At 71.6% G+C, this 22,330-nt stretch carries 17 protein-coding genes; 14 read left to right on the forward strand and 3 right to left on the reverse strand.

Features of this window, described 5'->3' with window-relative positions; genetic code table 11:
* Positions 1-12: 12 nt before the first annotated feature.
* On the forward strand, positions 13-1,005 hold the full coding sequence (locus tag BA062_RS35235; protein WP_110343484.1) for a PDR/VanB family oxidoreductase: 993 nt from the start codon (positions 13-15) through the stop codon (positions 1,003-1,005).
* A gap of 152 nt (positions 1,006-1,157) precedes the next feature.
* Positions 1,158-1,766 carry an MSMEG_1061 family FMN-dependent PPOX-type flavoprotein gene (locus BA062_RS35240; protein ID WP_245960162.1) on the forward strand — a complete coding sequence of 203 codons (609 nt, stop codon included), beginning with the start codon at positions 1,158-1,160 and terminating at the stop codon, positions 1,764-1,766.
* Positions 1,767-1,793: 27 nt separating this feature from the next.
* Here BA062_RS35240 and BA062_RS35245 read toward each other — a convergent pair whose 3' ends face one another.
* Positions 1,794-2,234: an Lrp/AsnC family transcriptional regulator gene (locus BA062_RS35245; protein ID WP_110343486.1), complete on the reverse strand. Its 441-nt coding sequence runs from the start codon at positions 2,232-2,234 to the stop codon at positions 1,794-1,796.
* Positions 2,235-2,412: 178 nt separating this feature from the next.
* Between BA062_RS35245 and BA062_RS35250 the strand changes: the two genes are divergently transcribed.
* From BA062_RS35250 to BA062_RS35305, 12 genes are all read left to right on the forward strand, one after another.
* Positions 2,413-5,919, forward strand: a complete 3,507-nt coding sequence (locus tag BA062_RS35250; RefSeq protein ID WP_245960163.1) for an indolepyruvate ferredoxin oxidoreductase family protein — start codon at positions 2,413-2,415, stop codon at positions 5,917-5,919.
* Between the two features lie 20 nt (positions 5,920-5,939).
* Positions 5,940-7,016 carry a Glu/Leu/Phe/Val family dehydrogenase gene (locus BA062_RS35255; protein WP_110343488.1) on the forward strand — a complete coding sequence of 359 codons (1,077 nt, stop codon included), beginning with the start codon at positions 5,940-5,942 and terminating at the stop codon, positions 7,014-7,016.
* 168 nt (positions 7,017-7,184) lie between these two features.
* Positions 7,185-8,198, forward strand: a complete 1,014-nt coding sequence (locus tag BA062_RS35260) for an LLM class flavin-dependent oxidoreductase (protein WP_110343489.1) — start codon at positions 7,185-7,187, stop codon at positions 8,196-8,198.
* Between the two features lie 11 nt (positions 8,199-8,209).
* Positions 8,210-8,659, forward strand: coding sequence for a nuclear transport factor 2 family protein (locus BA062_RS35265; protein ID WP_110343490.1), 450 nt, complete (start codon positions 8,210-8,212; stop codon positions 8,657-8,659).
* Between the two features lie 2 nt (positions 8,660-8,661).
* Positions 8,662-9,477, forward strand: coding sequence for an alpha/beta fold hydrolase (locus tag BA062_RS35270; RefSeq protein WP_245960164.1), 816 nt, complete (start codon positions 8,662-8,664; stop codon positions 9,475-9,477).
* Positions 9,474-10,412 (forward strand): DUF1028 domain-containing protein, encoded by a 939-nt coding sequence (locus BA062_RS35275; RefSeq protein WP_110343492.1) that lies wholly within the window; start codon positions 9,474-9,476, stop codon positions 10,410-10,412. Before BA062_RS35270 ends, BA062_RS35275 begins: the two co-directional genes overlap by 4 nt.
* Positions 10,409-11,557 carry a M20 family metallopeptidase gene (locus BA062_RS35280; RefSeq protein ID WP_110343493.1) on the forward strand — a complete coding sequence of 383 codons (1,149 nt, stop codon included), beginning with the start codon at positions 10,409-10,411 and terminating at the stop codon, positions 11,555-11,557. Before BA062_RS35275 ends, BA062_RS35280 begins: the two co-directional genes overlap by 4 nt.
* A 9-nt stretch (positions 11,558-11,566) precedes the next feature.
* Positions 11,567-12,655, forward strand: a complete 1,089-nt coding sequence (locus tag BA062_RS35285; RefSeq protein ID WP_110343494.1) for an S-methyl thiohydantoin desulfurase family protein — start codon at positions 11,567-11,569, stop codon at positions 12,653-12,655.
* Complete coding sequence (locus BA062_RS35290) at positions 12,652-14,016, forward strand: hydantoinase/oxoprolinase N-terminal domain-containing protein (protein ID WP_110343495.1); 1,365 nt, start codon at positions 12,652-12,654, stop codon at positions 14,014-14,016. Before BA062_RS35285 ends, BA062_RS35290 begins: the two co-directional genes overlap by 4 nt.
* Positions 14,016-15,617 carry a PucR family transcriptional regulator gene (locus BA062_RS35295; RefSeq protein WP_110343496.1) on the forward strand — a complete coding sequence of 534 codons (1,602 nt, stop codon included), beginning with the start codon at positions 14,016-14,018 and terminating at the stop codon, positions 15,615-15,617. The genes BA062_RS35290 and BA062_RS35295 overlap by 1 nt, the downstream gene beginning before the upstream one ends.
* 80 nt (positions 15,618-15,697) lie before the next feature.
* On the forward strand, positions 15,698-16,726 hold the full coding sequence (gene fgd, locus BA062_RS35300; RefSeq protein WP_110343497.1) for a glucose-6-phosphate dehydrogenase (coenzyme-F420): 1,029 nt from the start codon (positions 15,698-15,700) through the stop codon (positions 16,724-16,726).
* A 167-nt stretch (positions 16,727-16,893) separates the two neighbouring features.
* Positions 16,894-18,531 carry a PucR family transcriptional regulator gene (locus BA062_RS35305; protein WP_110343498.1) on the forward strand — a complete coding sequence of 546 codons (1,638 nt, stop codon included), beginning with the start codon at positions 16,894-16,896 and terminating at the stop codon, positions 18,529-18,531.
* A gap of 94 nt (positions 18,532-18,625) precedes the next feature.
* Here BA062_RS35305 and BA062_RS35310 read toward each other — a convergent pair whose 3' ends face one another.
* Positions 18,626-21,472, reverse strand: coding sequence for an FAD-binding and (Fe-S)-binding domain-containing protein (locus BA062_RS35310; RefSeq protein ID WP_110343499.1), 2,847 nt, complete (start codon positions 21,470-21,472; stop codon positions 18,626-18,628).
* Entirely contained in the window at positions 21,469-22,269 is an 801-nt protein-coding gene (locus BA062_RS35315) for an IclR family transcriptional regulator (RefSeq protein ID WP_210407092.1), read from the reverse strand. Before BA062_RS35315 ends, BA062_RS35310 begins: the two co-directional genes overlap by 4 nt.
* Positions 22,270-22,330 lie beyond the last annotated feature (61 nt).

Here is a 22,330-nt window from a genome sequence, read left to right on the forward strand (position 1 = left end):
AGCGAGCATCTGATGACGCAGCTCAGTGAACTGACAGCTGGAATCCCCGAACCGCACTCGTCGGCCTCCTCCGAGCTTCCGGTGGTCGTCTCCCAGCTCCGGTGGGAGGCGGAAGGCGTGGTCTCACTGCGGCTCCGGTCGCGCACGGGGGAACTGCTTCCCCGGTGGGAGCCGGGAGCGCACGTCGACCTGATCCTGCCGACCGGGATCGAGCGGCAGTATTCCTTGTGCGGCCCGATCGAAGACCGATCGAGCTACCAGCTGGGTGTCCGGCGAGAACGGACCAGCCGCGGTGGATCGGAGTACGTGCACGCGTTCCTGCGTCCAGGACAGCCACTGCTGCTCAAGGGGCCGCGCAGCAACTTCGGCTTCCGGCGGGCCGCGGCCTACCTGTTCATCGCCGGCGGTATCGGGATCACGCCCATCCTGCCGATGGTGCGGCAAGCGCAGTACTGGGGCGCGGAGTGGCAGCTGCTCTACGGTGGTCACACCGCGGATTCGATGCCGTTCCTCGACGAGCTTCGCGAGTTCGGTTCGCGTGTGCGTGCCTACCCCTCGGACACGGTCGGGCGCATACCGCTGGCCGAGGTCGTCGCACAGGTCCGGCCGGACCTGAAGATCTTCGCCTGTGGCCCCGAGTCGCTGATCTCCGCCCTCAACGAGGCCACCGCGCACTGGCCCGCGGGTTCCGTGCACGTCGAACGCTTCAAACCGCGTCCGCGGGTGCGCACCGAGGACAAGCCCTTCGACGTGGTGTGTGCGGCTTCGGGCAGGACCGTGGAGGTACCGGCCGGCCGGAGCATCCTCACGGCACTGGAGGAGGCGGGAATCCGGTCGGCGGCGTCGTGCCGATCCGGGCTCTGCGGCTCCTGTGAGACCGCCGTGCTGGAGGGCGTGCCCGACCATCGCGACGAGATTCTCGCCGAGAACGACCGTGCCGCCGGTGACCGGATGTTCATCTGTGTCTCGCGTGCACGGACACCGCGGCTCGTGCTCGATCTCTAGTCGCTGTCGTCCATGTCGTGTCCCTCTTTCCCGGTCAGGTCAACCCAAGGAGAGCCGAGATGCACGCGGTCCGAACCCCTGACTACCCGCCGAGCCCGCCCCGTACAGCCGCAGACTCGTACTCGCCGATCACGATGGAGCGAGTCCGTGAGGTGATCGGATATCCGGAGCGGTTCATCGCGGAGAAGAAGGAACCGAAGCTGGGAGAGTTCACGGCTCGGTTCATCGCCCACAGCCCGTTCTTCTGTATGGCGACCGTCGGTGCCGACGGGTGGCTGGACGCCAGCCCCAAGGGAGATCCTCCCGGCTCGGTCAGGATTCTCGATGAGTTCACGCTTGCGATACCGGACCGGCCCGGAAACAAGCTCGCCGAGACCTTCGAGAACATCAGCCACAATCCGGCGGTCGGCCTCGTGTTCTTCGTTCCGGGCCTTCGAGAGGTGATCCGCGTCAACGGCGACGCGTTCATCACAGACGATCCGGAACTGCTCGACATGCTGGGCGCGGACGGGAAACCAGCCGTGCTGGCGACCATCGTCCGCATCCGCGAAGTGTTCGGGCAATGCGGCAAGGCGGTCATCCGCTCGAAGCTGTGGGAAGGCGACCGGCGGGAATTGGCCGACGCCGTGACATTGGGCGGTGACTTCTACACGATGACCATCGCCGAGAACGCTCGGAAGATGGCGGAGAACCTCGGGGAGCTCGTCGCCGGTGGCCTTCACGACGTCATCGACGACCATTACAAGCATCACCTGTACTAGGGTGCCGGGGCTCAGGCGCGAGCGAGTTCAGCCTCGGCGTACCCAGGAACCGAGGACCATCAGGGTCTTGGTGCCCGTGACGGTCCCGGTGCGGCGAAGGGTGTCGATCACCTCCTGGAGGTGCGCGATGTCGCGGACGCGGACCTGGATCAGGGCGTCGGGGTCACCGGCGATGGTGTGAATGGCTTGCACCTCGGGCATCTTCGCGGTGGTCGCGACGATCTCGTTCACCTTGGTCGTGCCGACGTAGCGCACCTCGGTGAAGGCCTCCACGCCCATGCCCAGCTTGGCGTGGTCGATCTGCACCGTGAAGCCCGTGATCACGCCGTTCTCGCGGAGCCGGTCGACGCGCCGTTTGACGGCGGCGACCGACAGCCCCAGTATCGGCGCCATCTCCGAGTAGCTCCGCCGCCCGTCCTCCTGCAGCAGCTTCAGTAGCTGACGATCGGCGTCGTCCACCTCGACCATCGCGTCGATCTCCTTCCGGCCGCTCCGCGGCGCGTACGCAAAGATGTTCAATGACGAGGCCTCTGTTGTCAATTTCTTTGCATGGTTTGCTGGATCGCTAGCTGATTGCTTGCGTCTCCGCCGCTGCTCCGGGTGTGATCGATCGACCAACCACCACGGCGTGAGGACGGAGTCCGAAGTGAGCACTGCGCGTGCTGAGGTGAGCCTCGACGACAAGTACGTCGCCGAGAACGGTCGTGTCCTGCTCTCCGGAGTCCAGGCGCTGATCCGGCTGGCACTCGAACAACGGCGGCTCGACGACGCGCGGGGCCTGAACACGCGCGTCTTCGTGTCGGGGTACCAGGGCTCACCTCTGGGGGGAGTGGACCTGGAAATGGGACGCGCGAAGCGATTCCTCGACCCGGCCGGCGTGGTGTTCCGTCCGGGGGTCAACGAAGAGCTCGCCGCGACCGCGGTCGCAGGCACCCAGTTGCTCGGGCAGCTGCCGGGCCGGCGCTACGACGGCGTCACCGGCTTCTGGTACGGCAAGAATCCCGGCCTCGACCGTGCGGCGGATGCCATCAGGCATGGCAACGTGGCCGGCACGGCCGCGCTCGGCGGTGCGGTGGCGTGGATCGGCGACGACCCGGCGAGCAAGTCGTCGACGGTGCCGAGCTCGTGTGAGCCGATGGCGCAGAGCCTGTCCATGCCGCTGCTGGCGCCGGGCACGATCCCGGAGATCGTCGAGCTGGGCCTGCATGCGGTCGCGATGTCCCGCGCGACAGGCCTGTGGAGCGGACTGAAGATCGTCGCCGATGTCGCGGACGCCTCGGCCACCATCAGCGTCGACGCGCTGCGGCACGGAATTCCGCACCCGCCGAACACGGGCAGGGATGCTCCACCGACGCTCGTGGGCCCCGCATCGCTCGACGCGGAGCACGACATGCTCACCCGCCGGCTCGACCTCGCGCGGGCCTACGCCCGGGAAACGGGGCTCAACCAGGTCACGTTCACCGCGCGCCGAGCCCGGCTGGGAGTGCTGGCGTCGGGCACCGGGTACGCCGTCGTCCAGCGTGCGCTCGACGACCTCGGGCTGGGGGAGCCGGAACTGGAGGCACTTGGAGTGCGGCTGATCCGGCTGGCGATGCCGTTCCCGGTCGACGCCGGCGCGCTGGCCGAGCTGACCTCCGGACTGGAGGAGGTGCTCGTCGTCGAGGACAAGACGCCGTTCCTGGAAGGCCAGCTCAAGGACGCGTTGTACCGGCGGCCCGACGCGCCGCGCGTCGTCGGGCGCCGTGACGAGCGCGACCGGCCTCTGCTGCCCGCGCGGGGGACCCTCGGCGCCGAGGATGTGGCACGGGCCCTGAGCACGCGCGTGACCACCGTCGCCGGACCGGACGCGCTTCCCCCGAGTGCGCACTCCCGCCTCGCCGCGATGCGGCGGCGGCGCGCGCGCATCGCGTTGCCGACCGTCTCTGCCGCGCGCACGCCCTACTTCTGTTCGGGCTGCCCGCACAACACGTCCACCCGCACCGACGACGAAACGCTGGTCGGCGTCGGCATCGGCTGCCACACGATGATCGCCCTCGACCAGAGCGGACGAGGCAGGCAGATCGGGCTGACCCAGATGGGGGGTGAGGGCGCGCAGTGGATCGGGCTGGCGCCGTTCACCGACGACCGCCATTTCGTGCAGAACCTCGGTGACGGCACGTTCCACCACTCGGGCTCCCTGGCGATCCGTGCGGCGGTCGCGGCCGGAGTCACGATCACCTACAAACTGCTCTACAACGACGCTGTCGCGATGACCGGCGGCCAGCGCGCCGAAGGCCGGCTCGCCGTTCCCGAGCTCACCCGGTTGCTGGCCGCCGAGGGGGTCCGGCGCGTCGTGGTGACGACGGACGACCCCGCCCGCTACCGCGGTGTCCGGCTCGATCCGATCGCGACCGTCCGCCACCGCGACGACTTCGCCGCCGCTGAACGTGAACTCGCCGAGCTCGACGGTGTCACGGTGCTGATCCACGACGACCGGTGTGCGGCCGAGGAACGCCGGCTGCGCAAACGCGGCCGGCTGCCCACCCCCGCGGAGAAGGTGGTGATCAACGAACGGGTCTGCGAGGGCTGTGGCGACTGCGGCGACGTGTCGACCTGCCTGTCGGTCCAGCCCGTCGAGACCGCCTTCGGCCGCAAAACCCGCATCCATCAAGCGTCCTGCAACTCCGATTTCTCCTGCCTGAAGGGCGATTGCCCTTCGTTCCTGCTCGTCGAGCCCCGAAGTCCCGTGTCGCGGGTGGTTCCCGAGCTTCCGGTACGGCTGCTGGAACCCGAGCAGCGGTTCGGCAAGGAGGGCGTTCTGATTCGGATGCCCGGAATCGGCGGCACCGGTGTCGTGACCGTGTCCCAGATCCTGCAGATGGCCGCCCACCTCGACGGCCTGTTCGCCGCCGGCCTCGACCAGACCGGGCTGGCGCAGAAGGGCGGACCCGTGGTGTCGGACGTGCGGATCGCCAAGGAACCCATCCGCGGGTCCGTCCGCGCGGCCCGGGGCACGGTCGACGTCCTCCTGGGGCTGGACCTCCTCGGCGCGGCCGACGAGAGCAACCTCGCCACCGCGTCCCCGGACCGCACGATCGCGGTGGTGAGCACCTCGCTGGTGCCGACGGCGGCGATGGTCACCAACCGGGTGGCTCTGCCCGGGTCGCCGGACGACGCCGTGAACCGCATCGCCGAAGCCACCCGGCACGAACGCAACCTCTACCTCGACGCACAGCGGCTGGCGGAACTCCTGTTCGGAGATCACATGCCCACGAACATGCTGCTCATCGGTGCCGCCTATCAGCACGGGTGCATTCCGATCGCCGCCGAGGCGATCGAGCAGGCGATCCGCCTCAACGGCGCCGGGGTGGACACCACTCTCGCGGCCTTCCGCTGGGGCCGCGCCGCGGTCCTCGACGCCGAAGCGGTGGCCGCCGCGGTCACACCATCCGAACAGGCGACCGTCGAGGTCGACGCTTCCTCGAGGGCCATCGTCGAGAGCACCGCGGCACGCGGCGAGCTGGCGGACGCACTTGCGACCCGGGTCGCCGACCTGACCGGCTACCAGGACCGTGCCCACGCCCGCCGCTATGCCGACGAGGTCGACCGGGTGCTGCAGCGGGCGACGCGGGTGGCCGGGCCGCGCGCCGGAGAGCGGATCGGCCTGGCCTACGCACGCGGCCTGCACAAGCTCCTCGCCTACAAGGACGAGTACGAGGTCGCCCGGCTGCACCTCGACACCGTGGAGAAAGCGCGCCGCGATGCCGAGTTCGGCCCCGACGCCAAGGTCTCGGTGCTGCTGTACCCACCAGTCCTGCGCGCACTCGGTGTCACGCGCAAGATCCGGCTCACCCGCACGTCCGGTCCCGCGTTCCGCGCGCTGCGTGCCGCCCGCAGGCTTCGCGGCACGCGGCTCGACCCGTTCGGCTATGCCCGGGTCCGCCGCGTGGAACGGCGCCTCGTCGAGGAGTACCGGGAGCTGATGGATCAGGCACTGTCCACTCTCGACGAACACAACGTCGACCTGGTCGTCGAGCTCGCCGAGCTGCCCGATGTCGTCCGCGGCTACGAGGACATCAAGCTCCGCAACGTGGCCGTGTTCCGCGACCGCGCGGCGACCCTCCTGCGACAGATCGCCGGCGCACCCGCCGCAACCGGACCGGCGCAGCCCTGAAACTCCCAACGGAGGCCTTCATGACAGCCACGACCTCGCCCGAGGACATGTCGATCACGCGGATCGAGTCCGCCACCCACGAGGAGATCCGCTACTGTCACGACCAGCGCAGCGGATTGCGCGCCATCATCGCCATCCACGACACCACGCTCGGCCCCGCGCTGGGCGGAACCCGGTTCCGGCCCTACCCGGATGTCGAGAGCGCGCTCGAGGACGCGCGCAGGCTCAGCGAGGGGATGACGTACAAGGCAGCGGTGGCAGGCCTCGACCTCGGCGGCGGCAAGGCGGTGGTCATCGGCGATCCAGCGACCGCCAGAACGCCCCGGCTGCTGGAGGCCTACGGCCGGTTCGTCGGCTCGTTCGACGGCCGCTACATCACGGCCTGTGATGTCGGGACGACGTCGCAGGACATGGACGTGATCAGCAGAAGCACCGAGCACGTCGTCGCACGCACCGAGGCGGCCGGCGGGCTGGGGGACAGCGGGTACTCCACCGCGTACGGCGTCTTCGCGAGCCTGCGCGCGGCCGTCGAACATTCGACGGGACAAGGGGATCTGAACGGCGTCCGGGTCGGTGTCGAGGGAGCGGGCAAGGTCGGTTCCCAGCTGGTGGGCCTCCTGCTCGAGGACGGTGCCTCCGTGCTGTTCAGCGAACCCGACGGCGAGGCACGGACGAGACTGCTCCAAAGGCACCCCGGGATCGTGCACACCGAGTCCGTGCTCGACTCGGACGTCGACGTGTACGCGCCCTGCGCACTCGGAGCCACGCTGACGTCCGGTTCCGCCGAGGCCATCACCGCGCGGATCGTCTGCGGCGCCGCGAACAACCAGCTCGCGGACCCCGGCGTCGAGCCCCGGCTGGCCGCCCGCGGCATCGTCTGGGTGCCCGACTACGTGGCGAACGCCGGAGGTCTCGTCCAAGTCGCCGTCGAGCGTGCAGGCGGCACGCTCGCACAGGCCAGGTCGCGCATCGGAAAGCTGACCGGGTTCGTGGGCGAGATCCTCCGCACGGCTGCCGCCGACTCCGTGACCCCTGGCCAGGCCGCGCGCCGGATCGCCGAGGAACGCTTGCGCAAGGCGGCTTCGCGATCGACGTAGGTCTTGTCCGTCGACGCCACGTACGGGTGCACCGTGCACAGTGGTCCGTTCGCAGGTTCGTCGTCGTGACCGATGCGAGGAAACGGGGCTGATTCCTAACGTTGGGTGCAGGCCAGTCCGGATTCCCGGGGGTTCACCAGGCCACCCCACACGACAGGAGTCTCTCTCATGACCTACCCCGTCCGAAGCCGGCTGGGGGTGTTGCTCGGCAGCACCACACCGCCAGAACAGATCGGCAAGCTCGCCGCGGACGCGGAGTCCGCGGGGTACGGCGAGTTGTGGCTCCCGGAGGATTACTTCTTCCTCGGCGGGGTCGCCGGTGCCGCGATCGCTCTCGGTGCCACCACGAGGATTCCGGTGGGTATCGGCGTCGTCTCCTCGGTGGTCCGCCATCCGGCGCTGCTCGCCATGGAGATCGCGACGCTGGCGCGGGCTTACCCCGGCAGGCTGATGCCGGGCATCGGGCACGGTGTTCCCGGATGGACGGCACAGATGGGGCTGACCCAGAAGTCCCCGATGAGCGCCCTGCGCGAAACGCTGACCGGTGTCAGGGCGTTGCTCCGTGGGGAGACGGTCGACGACGAGGGGCGGTTCGCCAGCTTCCGGCAGGTCGCACTCACGCACTCGGTTCCCGAGCCCGTGCCGCTGTTCACCGGGGTGCTCGGGGACAAGGGCCTTGAGCTGACCGGACGGCTCGCGGACGGCCTGCTGGTCAGCGCGCTCGCGCCGGTGGAGTACGTGCGTGCCGCGCGGCGGAAACTGGACGCCGCCGCCGCTGCGGCGGGGCGCACGGAGCGCATCACGATCAGCGTGCTGGCCGCCGCCAACGTCACGAGGGACCCGAGCCAGGTGGCCGCCGCGAGGGACGCGCTCAAGGCGGTGCTGGCCTTCTATCTCGCCGCGACGGGTCCCGCGCCGTTGTTCGGCGCCGTCGGTGCCAACGAACAGCTCGCGGACATGCTCTCCCGCGGCGGCCCGGAGGTCGTCGCCGCCGAGATGCCGGACGAGTGGCTCGACATCTTCGGCGTCGTCGGTGACCAGGAGGCGGCGCGGTCCCGCCTCACGGAGTACCTCGACGCCGGTGCCGACAACGTCTCCATCGCCACCGTGGTCGCCGAAGGAGCGGACGAGACCCTCGCCGCCGTCGGCGAGCTGACCAGTGAGTTCACCTACTGCAAATGAAAGGGCACGACATGAGCACTGACCTCGAACAGATCCTCGCCGTTCACCGTGGCTGGTACGAGTCGAACGTCGGGCTGGTCGCCGACTCGATGCTGCCGTACTTCCCTTCCGGGGACGGCTACCACCAGTTCAACACCAACGGCCACACCTACCACGGCGTCATGGACAAGCACCGGCTGTGGGTCAACGCGCAGAAGCTGGGCGTGAACATCACCGCGATCAAGGACGTCGCCGACCCGGACGTGCAGATCTTCGGCGACGTGGCGCTGCTGACGGCCGAGGGAGTGGCGGAGATGGTGCTGCCGACCCCCGATGGCGGGCTGTCGGAGCCGGCCCAGACGCCGTTCCGGGCGACCGAGTTCTACCGGCGCGACGACGGCAACGGGAAGCCGGAGTGGCGGATCTGGCACATGCACGCCAGCGTCGCCGACAAGGTGATGCCGAAGTACGGGACGGAATGACGATGGCGCTGGAAGGTTTCAGCGTCGACGGGCCTGCGGGCCGGCTCTCGGTGTTGCGCACCACCGACGCCCGGCACGGCGATCCGCTCGTGCTCCTCCATCCCATCAACTCCGCCGCAGTGGTCTGGACCGATGTCGCCGCTCGCCTCGACCGGCCCGTCGTGGCCGTCGACCTTCGCGGGCACGGCGGCTCCGTGGCGGAGGGCCCGTTCACCGTGGAGGAGGGGTATGTGCCGGACGTGCTCGCGGTCCTCGACGGCCTCGGGCTGGACCGGGTGCATCTGGGCGGCGGTTCGCTCGGCGGCACGATCTCCGTGGCGCTGGCCGCGCTGTACCCGCAGCGGGTGCTCAGCGTGACGACGTTCGGCTCGACGCTCGGCACCGGGGTGCCCGCCGAGCAGATCGACGCGATGGTCGCCGAGCTGCGGGCCAAGGGAACCGCCGGCTACTTCGCCGACCTCGTCCCACAGGTCGTGGGGTCAGCTCATCGCGGGTCCGCGCGAGTGCTGCAGGTGATGGCAGAGGCGGTCGGCGCTCGTTCGGAAGCGGTGATCGCCGAGATCCTCCACGGGGCCTTCGGGGCCGACATCCGGCATCTCGCCGGCAAGGTCGCTGCCACCGGCATCCCCGTCGTGGCGGTGGCGGGCACCGAGGACGTCACCTGTCCGCCCGCGATGTCGCGGGAACTGGCCGAGACCACAGGGGGCACCGCCACGACCCTCGCCGGGGTCGGTCACCTGCCGATGCTGGAGGAGCCCGACCGCGTCGCGGAGATCCTGCGCGGAAACATCGCGACGGTCACGGGAGCGGCCTCGTGACCTACTCGATCGTCGCGCGGGATCCCGGCACCGGGGAACTCGGCGTCGGCACGCAGACCCACTTCTTCGGGGTCGGCGCGTTGCTGCCCTGGGCGGAGGCGGGTGTCGGCGCGGTCGCCACCCAGGCCTTCGTGAACGTGGGTCACGGGCCGCATGGCCTGGAGCTGTTGCGAGCGGGGGCTTCCGCTCCCACCACTGTGGACGTTCTGGTGGAGGGGGACCCGGACTGCGCTTATCGCCAGCTCGGCGTTGTCGACGCACAGGGCCGGGTCGGCACGCACACGGGCGCGTCCTGCGCGCCCCACGCAGGCAGCGCCCGGGGCGAGCAGGTGACAGTGCAGGGCAACATGCTCGCCGGCCCGGACGTGTGCCGTGCCGCGCTCGCGGCGTTCGAGTCCGCGGACGGTGACCTCGCCGACCGGATCCTCGCTGGACTGCACGCCGCGGAGGCCCGGGGAGGCGACGTGCGCGGCAGACAGTCGGCAGCGTTGCTGGTGGTCTCGGGCAGGCGCAGCACGACCCCGTGGACGGAAGTGGTCGTCGACCTGCGTGTCGACGACCACGCGGATCCGCTCGCCGAGCTGTCCCGGCTGCTGCCCCGTGCCCGCGCGTTCGCGGCCGTCGGCGGGGTGATGTTCGCGCGGGGCCTGGCTCTCGGCCCCTTCGAGGGGGTCGGACCGGACGAGCTGGAGGAGCGGCTGCGCGAGCTCGCGCAGGCGGCCGAGGTCATCGGTCCGGAGAACCGAGAAGCCGACTTCTGGCGCGCGGTGCTCCTCGCGCGTGCCGGGCGGTACGAGGAGGCCGCCGGCCTGTTCGCCGAGGTCGTCGCGTTCCGGCCCGCGTTGTTGCGCTTCGCCGAGGGACTCGCGCCACTGGGGTTCCTCGACGACAAGGCGCTGGCCGGGCTCACCTCGCGCGCCGGGGAGCGGGTATGAGCGCCGAGGCGGCCGCCGCGGCCGTCGACGCCGGGCGGGTGACGGAGCTGGCGGCCGAGCTGATCCGCTGCGACACCCGCAATCCCCCCGGGGACGAACGGCCCGTGGTCGAGCCGCTGCGGGCGGTGCTGCGCGAGCTGGGTGCCGAGGTCGATATCGTGGAGCCCGAGCCGGGCAGGCCGTCGGTGCTGGCCCGCATCGGTTCCGGCGACGGACCCACCCTGCTGGTCAACGGGCATGTCGATGTCGTTCCGGTGGTCGAGTCGGAATGGTCGGTGCCCCCGTTCGCCGGGCACGTACGCGACGGGTTGCTCTACGGCAGGGGAGCCTGCGACATGAAAGGCGGGATCGCCGCCGCGCTGGAGGGGGTGCGGGCCTGCGGTGACGCCGGTGTGGTTCCCGCGGCGAACCTCGTGTTCCACCTCGTGGCCGACGAGGAGACCGGCAGCCGGGTGGGTACCGAGGCACTGGTCGCCGCGGGGCTCGTGCGGGCCGACGCGGCGGTCGTGCCCGAGCCCAGCGAGTTGCAGGTGTGCGTGGCCGAGCGTGGTTCGCTGCTGGTGGAGATCGTCGTACGCGGGCGGGCCGCGCACGGCAGTGACCCCGCCGCCGGGCACTCCGCGGTCGCCGACGCGGCGCGGCTGGTGTCCGCGTTGCACCTGGCCGACTTCGGTGTGGAGGCGCATCCGCTGCTCGGCGCGCCCACCTGCAACGTCGGCATCGTTCGCGGTGGAACCGCGGCCAACATCGTGGCCTCAGAGTGCCGGCTGCGGGCGGATCGCAGGGTGCTGCCGGGCCAGACGCGTGAGGAGGCGCTGCGGACCCTGACCGAGTCGATCGACGCCGAGGGGGACTTCGACTACGACATCGACGTTCTCGCCTTCGCCGAGGGGTCGGAGCTGGACGCCGCGCACCCGTTCGTGTCCGAGGTGCGGAAGGCGGCAGGTCAGGCCCCGGTCCGGGGGCTGTATCTGGGGACGGACGCGCGGTTCCTCCGCAACCAGCTCGGCATCCCGGCCGTCGTGTACGGGCCGGGCTCGATGACCGTGGCGCACGCCGCCGACGAGCATGTCCCGGTCGCCGAGCTGGTCACCGCGGCCCGCACCTTCGCCAGGTTGTACGCGACCTTCGGCGGTGGCGGTTAGGGTTCCCGGATGGAGCGGGTGACCGAGAGCGCGATCGGCGACATCGTGCGCGGGGCCGTGCATTTCGGCAGCGGGGGCGGCGGTGACCCCCACCTGGGAGGGCAGCTGCTGACCGCGGCCGTCCGCCAGTACGGGCCCGTTCCGCTCGTGCGGGCCGAGGCTCTCGCCCCCGATGCTCTCGTGCTGCCCGTGGTCTCCGCGGGCGCGCCGTATGCCCTGCTGGAGAAGGCGCACAGCGTCCACGAGGCGGAGGCCCTGCGTGCGGCGGTGGAGGCGAGGGCCGGGCGGGAGTGCGCCGCGGTGCTGCCGGTGCAGCTCGGCAGCGCCAACGTGGCCGTGCCTCTGGCCGTCGCGGCCCGGCTCGGGCTGCCCTGCCTGGACGCCGACCTGATGCGGCGCACGCTTCCCTCGATCGACATGACCCTGTTGAGGTTGCTGGGGCACCCGGTGCCGCCGGTCACCCTGGTCGGCTGCACGGGTGCCCAGGTGGAGTTCAGCAGCGGTGACAGCGCTGTGCTCAGCGAGCTGCTTCGCGCCGTGATGCCCGGTCTCGGACTGGTCGCGCTCGCCAGCGCGTACGGGGTGACCGCGGGAGACTGCGCCCGGCTCGGGGTCGACGGATCCATCAGCGACTGCGCCAGGATCGGCGCGGCGCTCGCCGCCGTCACGCCGGGAAGCGACGAGGGGTACGCGCCGTTCCTGCACGCGTGCGGCGGCCGCATGGTGTGCACGGCGACGGTGGCCGAGCTCGTGCAGCATTCCACCGACGGCTGGCCACGTGGAGTGGTCTCCCTGAACACGTCGGAAGACTTCGTGCGGATCGACTTCCAGAACGAGAACCTGATCGTCAGCAGGTCCGGCACGGTGCTGGCGACCGTGCCGGACCTGATCTCCCTGGCGGACGCCGACACGGGCATCCTGTTGCAGACCACCGACCTCGCACTCGGTCAGGATGTCCATGTCATCACCAGCCCCGTCGACGAACGCTGGCACACGCCGGCCGGGCTGGACCTGGTGGGACCGCGCGCGTTCGGCTACGCCGTCGATCCGGTTCGGTTCGACGGCACGGCCACCCTGGTCTCGGCCGGTCCACGATGACGAGGCCTGCGGAAACCCGGCTGCGGGTGGGTGTCGACGGTGTCCGAGCCCGCGCGGTGGCCGTCGACGGGGAAGGCCGGCTCGTCGCCGTCCACCGGGGCCGGCGAGGCGACTCGCCCGCGCGCGTGCTCGACGCGTTGTTCCGCCGTGGTGCCGGCACGGCGTCGACGGACCGGGTGGTGGCGATCCTGCCGGACCTGACGCTCGCCGGGTCGGCCCGGCGGGCACGCGTCGGCGTCTTGCGCATCGGCGCGCCCGCCGCGACCGCTGTGCCGCCGCTGGCCGGCTGGACCACCGAGCGGGCGAGTCTCGCCGGACCGGTGGCGATGGTGGGCGGTGGACACGAGTACGACGGGCGGGTCGCGGCGCCGCTGGACGTGCCCGCGGTGGCGGCGTTCGCGCGGACGTGTGCGGGAAAGGTCGACGCGATCGCGCTCACCGGGGTGAACGCGCTCGAGAACCCCGAGCACGAACAGCTGGCCGCCGCGGTGATCGCCGAGGAACTCGGGCCGGACGTCCCCGTGGTCCGCGGCGCGGAGACGGAGGCGCTCGGGCTGCTGGAGCGCGAGAACACGGCGGTACTGGACGCGGCGCTGGCCCGCGCTGCCCGCGCGCACATCGACGAGCTGAGCGCGTCGGTCCGCGGTCACGCCCCTGGCGCGGCCCTGTATCTGGTCCGGGGTGACGGCACGGTGCTGCCCGCGCTCGACGGGTACCGGCACGCGACGGCATGGCGCGGGGCCGCCCTCGGCGGGCTGCTCCACGGGGCGGCGCGGTTGGCGGGCGTGCCGTCGGCGATCGTCGTCGAGGTGACCGCCGACCGGGCGGTGGTCGGAACCACGATCGACGGCCTGCTGCCGGATTCCGGGCTCCCGCGCGAGATCGACGGCGTCCGGACGGGGCTGAGGGCGCCCAGGCTGACCGTGATCCAGCGGCGCGACGCCGCCTTCACAGGACGGCTGCACGCGGCGCTCGCCCGCGCGGGAGGAGGGCCGGACGAGCTACCGGTCGTGCTCGTCGGCGAGGCGCCGGACGACCTGCCCGCCCTCCCTGGCATCGCGCCGATCAGGCCCGAGGACGGCGATCTCGCCGCCGCGTTCGGCGCCGCGGCCGCCGAGGCGGCGGGCTCCGTCGACCGGATCTTCTGGCAGGGCACCGGTGGAGGGCAGGACTCGGTGACCCGCGCACGCATGCTGGCGCTGGACGCCGCGTTGCGTGCGGGCGCGGATCCGCGGAAGCTGCGGGAGACTCCGGTGAGGGAGGCGCTGATGACCTACGTGCCCGTGCCTGCCGCACGTCTCCAGGTGACCGCCGTGGGGCCGTTGCTCGAACTCGCCGACGTCGCAGCGGTGGAGCCGTGATGGCCTCGCCGTCGGTCACCCTCGGGCAACTGCTGGACCTCGGCCTGCTGCAACGCTACGAGGTGCTCGGTGGTGAGTCAGGCCTGCGGCGGCCCGTCCGCGTGGTCGTCGTCGGCTCCACCGTCCACGAGATCTCCGAGCTCGCTGCGGGCAGCGTCGTGGTGTTCGGACGTGAGCAGCTCGCCCTCGACGACCTCGCCATGGATCTCGCCATCCGGCGGGCAGGCAGCGCGGGACTGTCGGGCATCATCGCCGCCAGGACCTCCCGCCAGGTTCCGTTCGTCACCCGCCGGCTGGCGGACCGGTTCGCCCTGCCGCTCATCGGCGTCGACGACATCGGCCCGGCCGGCGTCGTGGCCGCCTTCGACCCGTACGTCCGCGCCCCGGAGATCGCGGGGCTGAGGGTGCTGGGCGACGCGGCCCGCCGATTCCAGCGCCCGCCCGCCAACGCGAACGCGCTCACCTCCTCGCTCGCGGCGACACTCGGAGAGCCCGTCGCGCTCGTCGACGCGGAGTCGCGGTTCGTCGCGGGCGATCCGGCGGTGCACGCACTGCTCGGGACGCACCCGGCCGCCGACGAGCTGGGCGGCCCGCACCCGGTCGCCGTGACGGTTCGCGCGGGCGAAGCGGACATTCTCCTGCAACCGGTGCAGGTCGACCCCGCGGGGCTCGCGGTCTACTGGATCGCGGTGCGCCTGCCCGGATCGGCGGCGGGGGTGCTGCTCGAACCCGTCCGGCAGGCGGTGGCGATCGCGGCGCTGTCCTTCGCCGTGCACGTGGCGGGCGACGCCGTGAGGTCGGAGCGGGAGAACCGGCGCCGGTCGCTGTTGCTCAACGAGATCCTCGAACAGCCCGGCGATCTGGGCCGCCGTACGGCCGAGCGGGCGAGCGCCCTCGGCTGGCGCCTTGCCGGCTGGCACACCGCCGTGCAGGTGCAGGTGTCGCACGCCCCCTCCTCGGTCCGGCTCTCCGCGCTCGGAACCGAACTGGAGGAACACCTGGCCGAGCATGGCCTGAGCGTGGCACTCGTGGAACGGGCCGAGGGCTGGGTGTTCTGGTCGACGACCGAGGCGGAGGCCGATGCCGGGGACCCGGGGCCGCTGACCAAGCGGGTCGCCGCGGCGCTCGCGGCGGCGGAGGCGGAGCATCCCGGGCTGCGGCTGTGCGCCGGGGTGGGTGGCGCGCACGCGGGCACGGCGGGCATCGGCCGGTCCGCGGACCAGGCACGGCAGGCCGTACTGCTCGCCCGCACGACCCGCCGCCCCGCCACCGTCGAGCACATCGACGCCGTGAGCACCAGGAGGCTGCTCGCGGGCTGGTACGGCTCGGCCCCGCTGCGTGGTGCCGCGGCCGACCTGCTCGCGCCGCTGCAGGACGCCGATCCGTCCGGCGAGCTCGTGCGGACTCTGCGGTGCTACCTGGACTGCCAGTCCTCGGCCAAGGCCGCCGCGACCGTGCTCGGCGTCCATCGCAACACCGTGATGCAGCGCATGGAACGGGTCGCGCAGCTGCTGCCCGCGGACCTCGACGAGCCCGACGACCGGCTGGCCGTGCACCTGGCGGCACGCGCCGTCGACGTCCAGTGGGACGATCCCGCCTGACGAGCCGCACAGCGCGGGCGCTCCGCTTTCGGCCACCGAGCACGATGACCCGGCCCCGGCGGGCCGGTTGACTCGCGGACATGAACGGAAAACACGGCGCCAACGCGCACATCACGGTGGGCTACAAGGCCTCGGCGGAGCAGTTCGGGCCGCGCGAGCTGGTCGAACTGGCCGTGCTGGCCGAACGGCAAGGGTTCGACTCGGTCATGGTCAGCGACCACTATCAGCCGTGGCGGCACCGGGGCGGGCACGCGCCGTTCTCGATGGCCTGGCTCGCCGCGGTGGGGGAGCGCACGGAGCGGATCCGGCTGGGCACCAGCGTGCTGACCGCGACCTTCCGCTACAACCCCGCGGTGGTGGCTCAGGCCTTCGGTACCCTCGGCGCGCTGTACCCGGGGCGGGTCGTGCTGGGCCTCGGCACGGGCGAGGCGCTCAACGAGGTCGCGGTCGCGAAGCTCGAGTGGCCGGAGTTCCGGGAGCGGTTCGCCCGGCTCCGCGAGGCCGTCGAGCTGATCCGTCTGTTGTGGACAGAGGAGCGGGTGACCTTCGAAGGAGACTACTACCGGACGGAGAACGCGACGGTCTACGACCGGCCGCCGCTGCCGGTCCCGGTCTACGTGGCGGCGGGTGGGCCGTTGGTGGCGAAGTACGCGGGGAGAGTGGCGGACGGTTTCATCTGCACCAGCGGCAAGGGCATGGACCTCTACACGGAGAAGCTCCAGCCCGCGGTCGATTCCGGCGCCGGGCAGGCCGGCCGCAAGCCGGGCGACGTGGTGCGCTCGATCGAGATCAAGCTGTCCTACGACACCGATCCGAGGGCGGCCGCCGAGAACACGAGGTTCTGGGCTCCGTTGTCGTTGACCCCCGAGCAGAAGCACGGCATCTCCGACCCCGTCGACATGGAGAGGGTCGCCGACGAGCTGCCGATCGAGCAGATCGCCGGCCGGTGGATCGTCTCCACGGACCCGGACGAGGTCGCCGAGCGGGTCCGCCCCTATGTGGACGCCGGGTTCACGGACCTGGTGCTGCACGCGCCCGGCGGTGACCAGGCCCGGTTCCTCGAGCTGGCGGGGAAGGACCTGCTGCCCCGGCTGCGGGCCCTCGGCTGAGCCGCACCGGCCGTGCCACGACCTGTTACCGCACGGTTCACTCGGTGCTCATCGCACGGTCCCGCGGGCGTCACGGTGCTCTGAGCCCACTGACGGCACCGGGCGCGGTACCTACCCTTGCTCCATCGCGGTTTCCGGTCCCGTAGCAGGGAAGGTGAGGTGGCTCGATGACGGTCGTGGACAACCTGGCGAGCGAACCGGCTGTCGCCGGAATTCCTCCGCTTCCCGCCGCGGGTGCGTCCGGGCCGGTGCGGTTGCGGCAGCTCATCGGGGCCCGCCGTGGCTGGCTCATGGTGGTGGCACCGGCCACGGGAATCGACCGGCCGCTGGCAGGGGTCATGACCTGGGAAGCGGATCGGGCACCTGGCCGCCACCAGCTGCTGCTGGTGACCTCGCCCCACCCGACCGGCGACGAGCTCGCCGAGGTCCTGGCGGAGGCGGGCAGGGCCGAGGCCTGCGCGGTCGTGGTGCGCAGCGGCTGCCTTCCCGCGGAGCTCGATGTGGGCCTGGCGGCGGACCGGGCGGGGGTGCCGGTACTGGCCGTCGCCGGCCGGGTCGGCTGGGAGGAGGTCGCAGCGCTCGCCCGTTCCCTCGTGTCCGCCGCCCGGTTCGGAGTGCGGGGAGCGACACCCACCGCCGGTGGCCTGTACGAACTCGCCGAGGGCGCGGCGCTCGCGCTCGACGGCGCGGTCGTGCTCACCGACGCCTGCCTGCGCGTGCTCGCGTTCGCCTGCGGGGACACCGTGGACGATCTGACCAGCAGGACGATCCTGGCCCGGCGCGCCCCTGAGCCGCTGCGGGAACAGCTTTTCGTCGACGGGTACAGGCGGAACGTCACGAGAATCGAGGTGGAGGGCGCCGGCTCCCGGCTCGTCGCTCCGATTCTGGTCGGTGACCTCGTCGCCGGTTACGTGGTGCTGGCGCCCGGCGCGGACACTCCCGATGGCGCGCCGCGCGTGCTCGGCGACGTCGCGGCCGCTGCCGCCGCGTGGTTCCTCGACGAACAGGCCGGGCCCGACGACGAGGACATGGTCCGTGCCGAACTGCTGCGCGGGCTGCTGACCGGAACGGGCTCACTGGAGGCGCTGACCGAGCGACTCGGCCGGCCCGCTGCCGCGCACTGGTGTCTGATCAGCCTCAGCGCGCACGGCGAAGGGCAGACCAGGGGAGCCGGCGCGGCCCGCGGTGTCACCCCCGACATCGAACGGTTGCTGGCGCGCTGCGCGCGGATGCTGAACCCGAGCGCGGCCACGGCCGTCCTCGGCGCAGTGGCGTACGTGCTGGTCCCGCACTCGCCCGGTTCCGGCTCGTCGGTGTTCGCCGAGCGGTTGCGCCGGCGCGCCGCGACACCGGCCGGGGCGCCGCTGGTGGCCTGCTTCAGCCGGGCGGTGGCAACCGGTGACGAGGCCCGGGCCGAAGGCCGCCTGCTCAGGCAGGCCGTGGCGGTGCTGGCCGCGCGTCCGTCGGCGGCCACGGCCGACCTGGCGGGACTCCGTTCCCATGTGGTGATCGCCGAGCTGGCCGGCCTGGCCACCGAATACCCGGGGCTGCTCAACGGCGCGCTCGACGTGCTGCGCCGCAACGAGTCGCCCCGCAACGCCGAGTACCTGGACACGCTGTTGAGCTGGTTCGACGCCGGCTGTGACGCCACCAGAGCGGCCGCTGCCTTGTGCGTGCACCGCAACACCTTCCGGTACCGGCTGCAGCGCATCGAGCAGCTCTGCGGGGTGGACCTCGACGACGCGGTGGAGCGGTTCACCCTCGAGTTACAGGTGCGGCTCCTCGTCCTGCGCGGAGGCTGGTGAGCCCGTCGTGCCCGCAGTGAAGGCCACCTTGCCTGCGTTCAACGCAGTGAAGGTGGCCTTCACTGCGGTCTGGCCCGCGGTCGTGCGCTGCGCGTCATTCGGTGTCCGGCCGGGTGGCTCGTTCGACGAGTTCGATGAGGTGCTCGTAGGTGTGACCGGTGGCGCGGGTCATGCCGAGCTCGCACGTCCGGTTGCAAGAGACGTGGGCGTCGTGACCGCCGGACTGTCCGGCGCCCTCCGCCAGTTCCGCCGCCTGCCGGGCGGTCGCCGACGCCGTGAGCTCGGGATGGAGCAGCCCTCGGTCGCCCGCGAAGCCGCAGCAGTTCCATTCGTCTGGTACGACGACGTTTCCGGCCACCGCGGCCGCGACGGAGCGCAGGTGAGTGTCGATGCCGAGCCTCGTCGCCGAGCACGTGGGGTGCAGCGCGACGGACCCGGCCTTGGCGGTGACGGTGAGGAGGGGCAGCAGCGTGGTCGCGGTGAACTCGACGGCGTCGACCACCTGGAGCCGCCGGTAGGGCTCGCCGGCGTTGGCGACCAGGTGGCGCAGCCCTTCGGTGCAGGACGCGGCATCGGACACCACGGGAAGCTCTCCCTGCCGGGACGCGTCCCAGAGCGCGGGGAGCACCTTGGCGGCCATCGTGTCGTAGCCGCGGGTGAGTCCCTTCGATTTCCAGGGGGTGCCGCAGCACAGTTGCGGCAGATCGTCCGGCGTGCCGAGGGCGAGCCCGGCGCGTTCGCACAGTCGCTGCAGAGCCTCGGCCGAGCCGAGCCCCGCGCTGCCGAACATCGTGCCGGTGCACGAGGAGAACAGGATGGCCGACGGTGATCGGTCCGGGTCACGCACGATGCGACGGCGCTGGCCACCTCCGGGCAGTTCGGGCGACCACAGCGGCACCGTGTCGGGCCCGGCGAGGGAACGGGCGGCGTGGTTGGCCTTGGTGACCAGGGGGAGAGGCAGGCGGGCGGCGGCGTCGAGGGCCCGGGCGGCCGTGCGGGTGCCGAGGTCCCAGTGGCGAGCCGCCGCGGCCCAGGCGCTGTCCGCGACTCGTCCGGTCTGCTCGGCGCGCAACCGCCTGACGAGGTCGCCGGTGTTGATCGTGACGGGGCACGTGGTCTGACACATCCCGTCCACGGCGCAGGTCTGTGTCGCGTCGTAGTCGTACTCGGCCACCAGCGCCTCGTACGTCTCCCGGTCGCCGTCGCGGCGGGCGCGCTCGATCTCGCGGCGCAGCACGATGCGCTGGCGCGGCGTGGTGGTCAGGTCACGGCTGGGGCAGACGGGTTCGCAGAACCCGCATTCGACACACCGGTCGACTTCGTCCTCCACGGGCGGTGCCGACTTCAGGGCCCGCAGGTGGGCGTCGGCGTCGTCGGAGAGCACGACACCCGGGTTGAGCAGCCCGCGCGGATCGCACAGGCGCTTGACCTCGCGCATCATCTCGTACAGCTCGTCGCCGTACTGGCGGCGGACGAACGGCGCCATCATGCGTCCCGTCCCGTGCTCGGCCTTCAGCGAGCCACCCCGGCCGAGAACGAGGTCCACCATGTCGTCGGTGAACCGCGCGAACCGGTCGAGCGGAACGCCGTCGCCGAGCCGCTCGGTCAGCATGAAGTGGATGTTGCCGTCCTTCGCGTGTCCGAAGATCACGCTGTCGCGGTAGTCGTGCCGGTCGAACAGTGCGGTCAGCGCCTCACACGTCGGCAGGAGTTCGGGGACCGGTACGACGATGTCCTCCAGCAGTGCGGTCGTCCCGGCGGGCCGCGCCTCGGCCACCATCGCGTAGAGCCCCTTGCGGACGTGCCAGTGCGCGGCGCGTTGCGCGGGATCGGCCGACAGCGCCGCCGGAACGATCGTCGGGATCAGCCCGAGCGTTCCCTGCGCGGCGTCCACGAGGCCGTCGGCTTCGGCCGCGGTATCGGCCTGGTATTCGACGAGGAGGGCCGCGTGCCGGTCGACCGCGAGGGCCTTGAGCGTCGCGTCGGCGCGGTCGGCGCGCTGGCCGACGCGCAGCGAGGTGGCGTCGAGCAGTTCGACGGTGGCCGGCCCGGTCGCCACGAGCTCGGGCAACGCGGCGGTGGCGGCCGCCAGGTCCTCGAACACGAGGAGTCCGGTGCGCGCGTGCCCGAGCAGGGGAACCGTGCGCAGGACGATCGACGACACGAACGCGAGCGTGCCTTCGCTGCCGACCACCAGGTGGGCGAGGATGTCGCTCGCGCTGTCGTGGTCGAGAAACGAGTTCAGCCCGTAGCCCATCGTGTTCTTCATGGAGAACTGCCGCGCCACCCGGTCTCGGAGCACGGAGTCGCCGCGAAGCCGGTCCCGCAGCCGCAGCAGGCCGGCGTGCAGCTCCGGTTCCCGGGCCCGCAGCTGCTCGTCGGCGTCGGGCGCCCCCGTGTCCAGCTCCGTGCCGCTCGGTAGCACCAGCCGCAGGGATTCCAGGGTGGCGTAGCTGTTCGCCCAGGTGCCGCAGGCCATCCCGCTGGAGTTGTTGGCGACGACGCCGCCGACCGTGCAGGCCACTTCGCTGGCGGGATCGGGGCCCAGCTTGCGGCCCCACCGGGCCAGTCGCGCGTTGACCTGGCGGACGGTCGCTCCGGGACCGACCCGGACGCGGGCACCGTCGTCGAGCACCTCGATGTCGCGGAAATGCCGCCGCGTATCGATCAGAACCCCGTCGGTGCCGGCCTGTCCGGACAGACTCGTCCCGCCGGAGCGGAAGGCCACGGGCACACCGGCTTCGCCGGCCGCGGTGAACACGCGGCCCACTTCTCCGGCGGTCGACGCCATGACGACCGCGCGCGGTGTCAGGCGGAAATGTGACGCGTCGTGGGCGTAGGCGAGGCGGTCGGTCAACCGGTCGCGGACCGCGGTGTCGTCGCGTACCGCGCCGCGCAGCCACGCGAGCGACTCGGGCCCGCTCTCGGCGGCCGGGGTCATCGGCTCCTCTTTCGTCCGGCGAGGTGGTCGGTTTCCCGCCGTAGCAAGGACTCCAGCCATTTCTCCCGTTCGGCTTCCATCCGGGACGCGATGGTCGCGATGCCCAGGGCCACGACCGGCTGACCAGCACGAGCCGGCACCGCCATGCTGATGCCGACGGAGTCGTCGACGACCATCCCGCGGTTGATCGCGACGCCGCCGCGTGCCCGGGCGTCGGCGACGAGCTCCAGGATCACCGAGGCGGACAGCGGCCGGTACCCCTGCTCGATCTCGGTTTCGTTGGCCTCGACGATCGCGGCGGCCTCGTCCGGTTCCATCGCGGCCAGGAACGCCAGGCCGGCGGCGCCGACTCCCAGCGGCAACCGGTCGCCGACCTGGAGCACGTGGCTGCGGATCGGCCACCGCCCCTCCTCCCGGTAGACGCAGACATGGTGGTGCCTGCGGCGGATCGAGACGAAGGCGACGTCTTCCGAGACGGCCGCCAACCGGGTGGCGGCCGCGAGTGACTGCTGCTGGACGCCGTAGCGCGGTTCGGCGGCGACGCCCACGACGTAGGCCTCGGGGCCGATCCGGTAACGCCGGTCGGGACCTTGCTCGAGGTAGCCGGCTTGCAGCAGTTCGGAGAGCAACCGATGAGTCGTGGATTTGGCGAGGCCGGTCTCCTCGGCCACCGCGGCCACGGACAATCCGCCGCGTCGCTCCCAGGCTGCGATGAGCGAGAGCAGATCGAGTGCACGCCGCACGCTCTGCGATCCCTGCAGTGCCTCCGCGCCTGCCCGCCGACCTTGTCGTTCCATGTTATGGAACGAATTCTGCTGCATTATCACAGGCGAAAGCTAAGAGTGGTGCCACGAGCTT

This window comes from Prauserella flavalba (assembly GCF_003202235.1).
In the GTDB taxonomy this organism is placed as follows: Bacteria; Actinomycetota; Actinomycetes; order Mycobacteriales; family Pseudonocardiaceae; genus Prauserella_A; species Prauserella_A flavalba.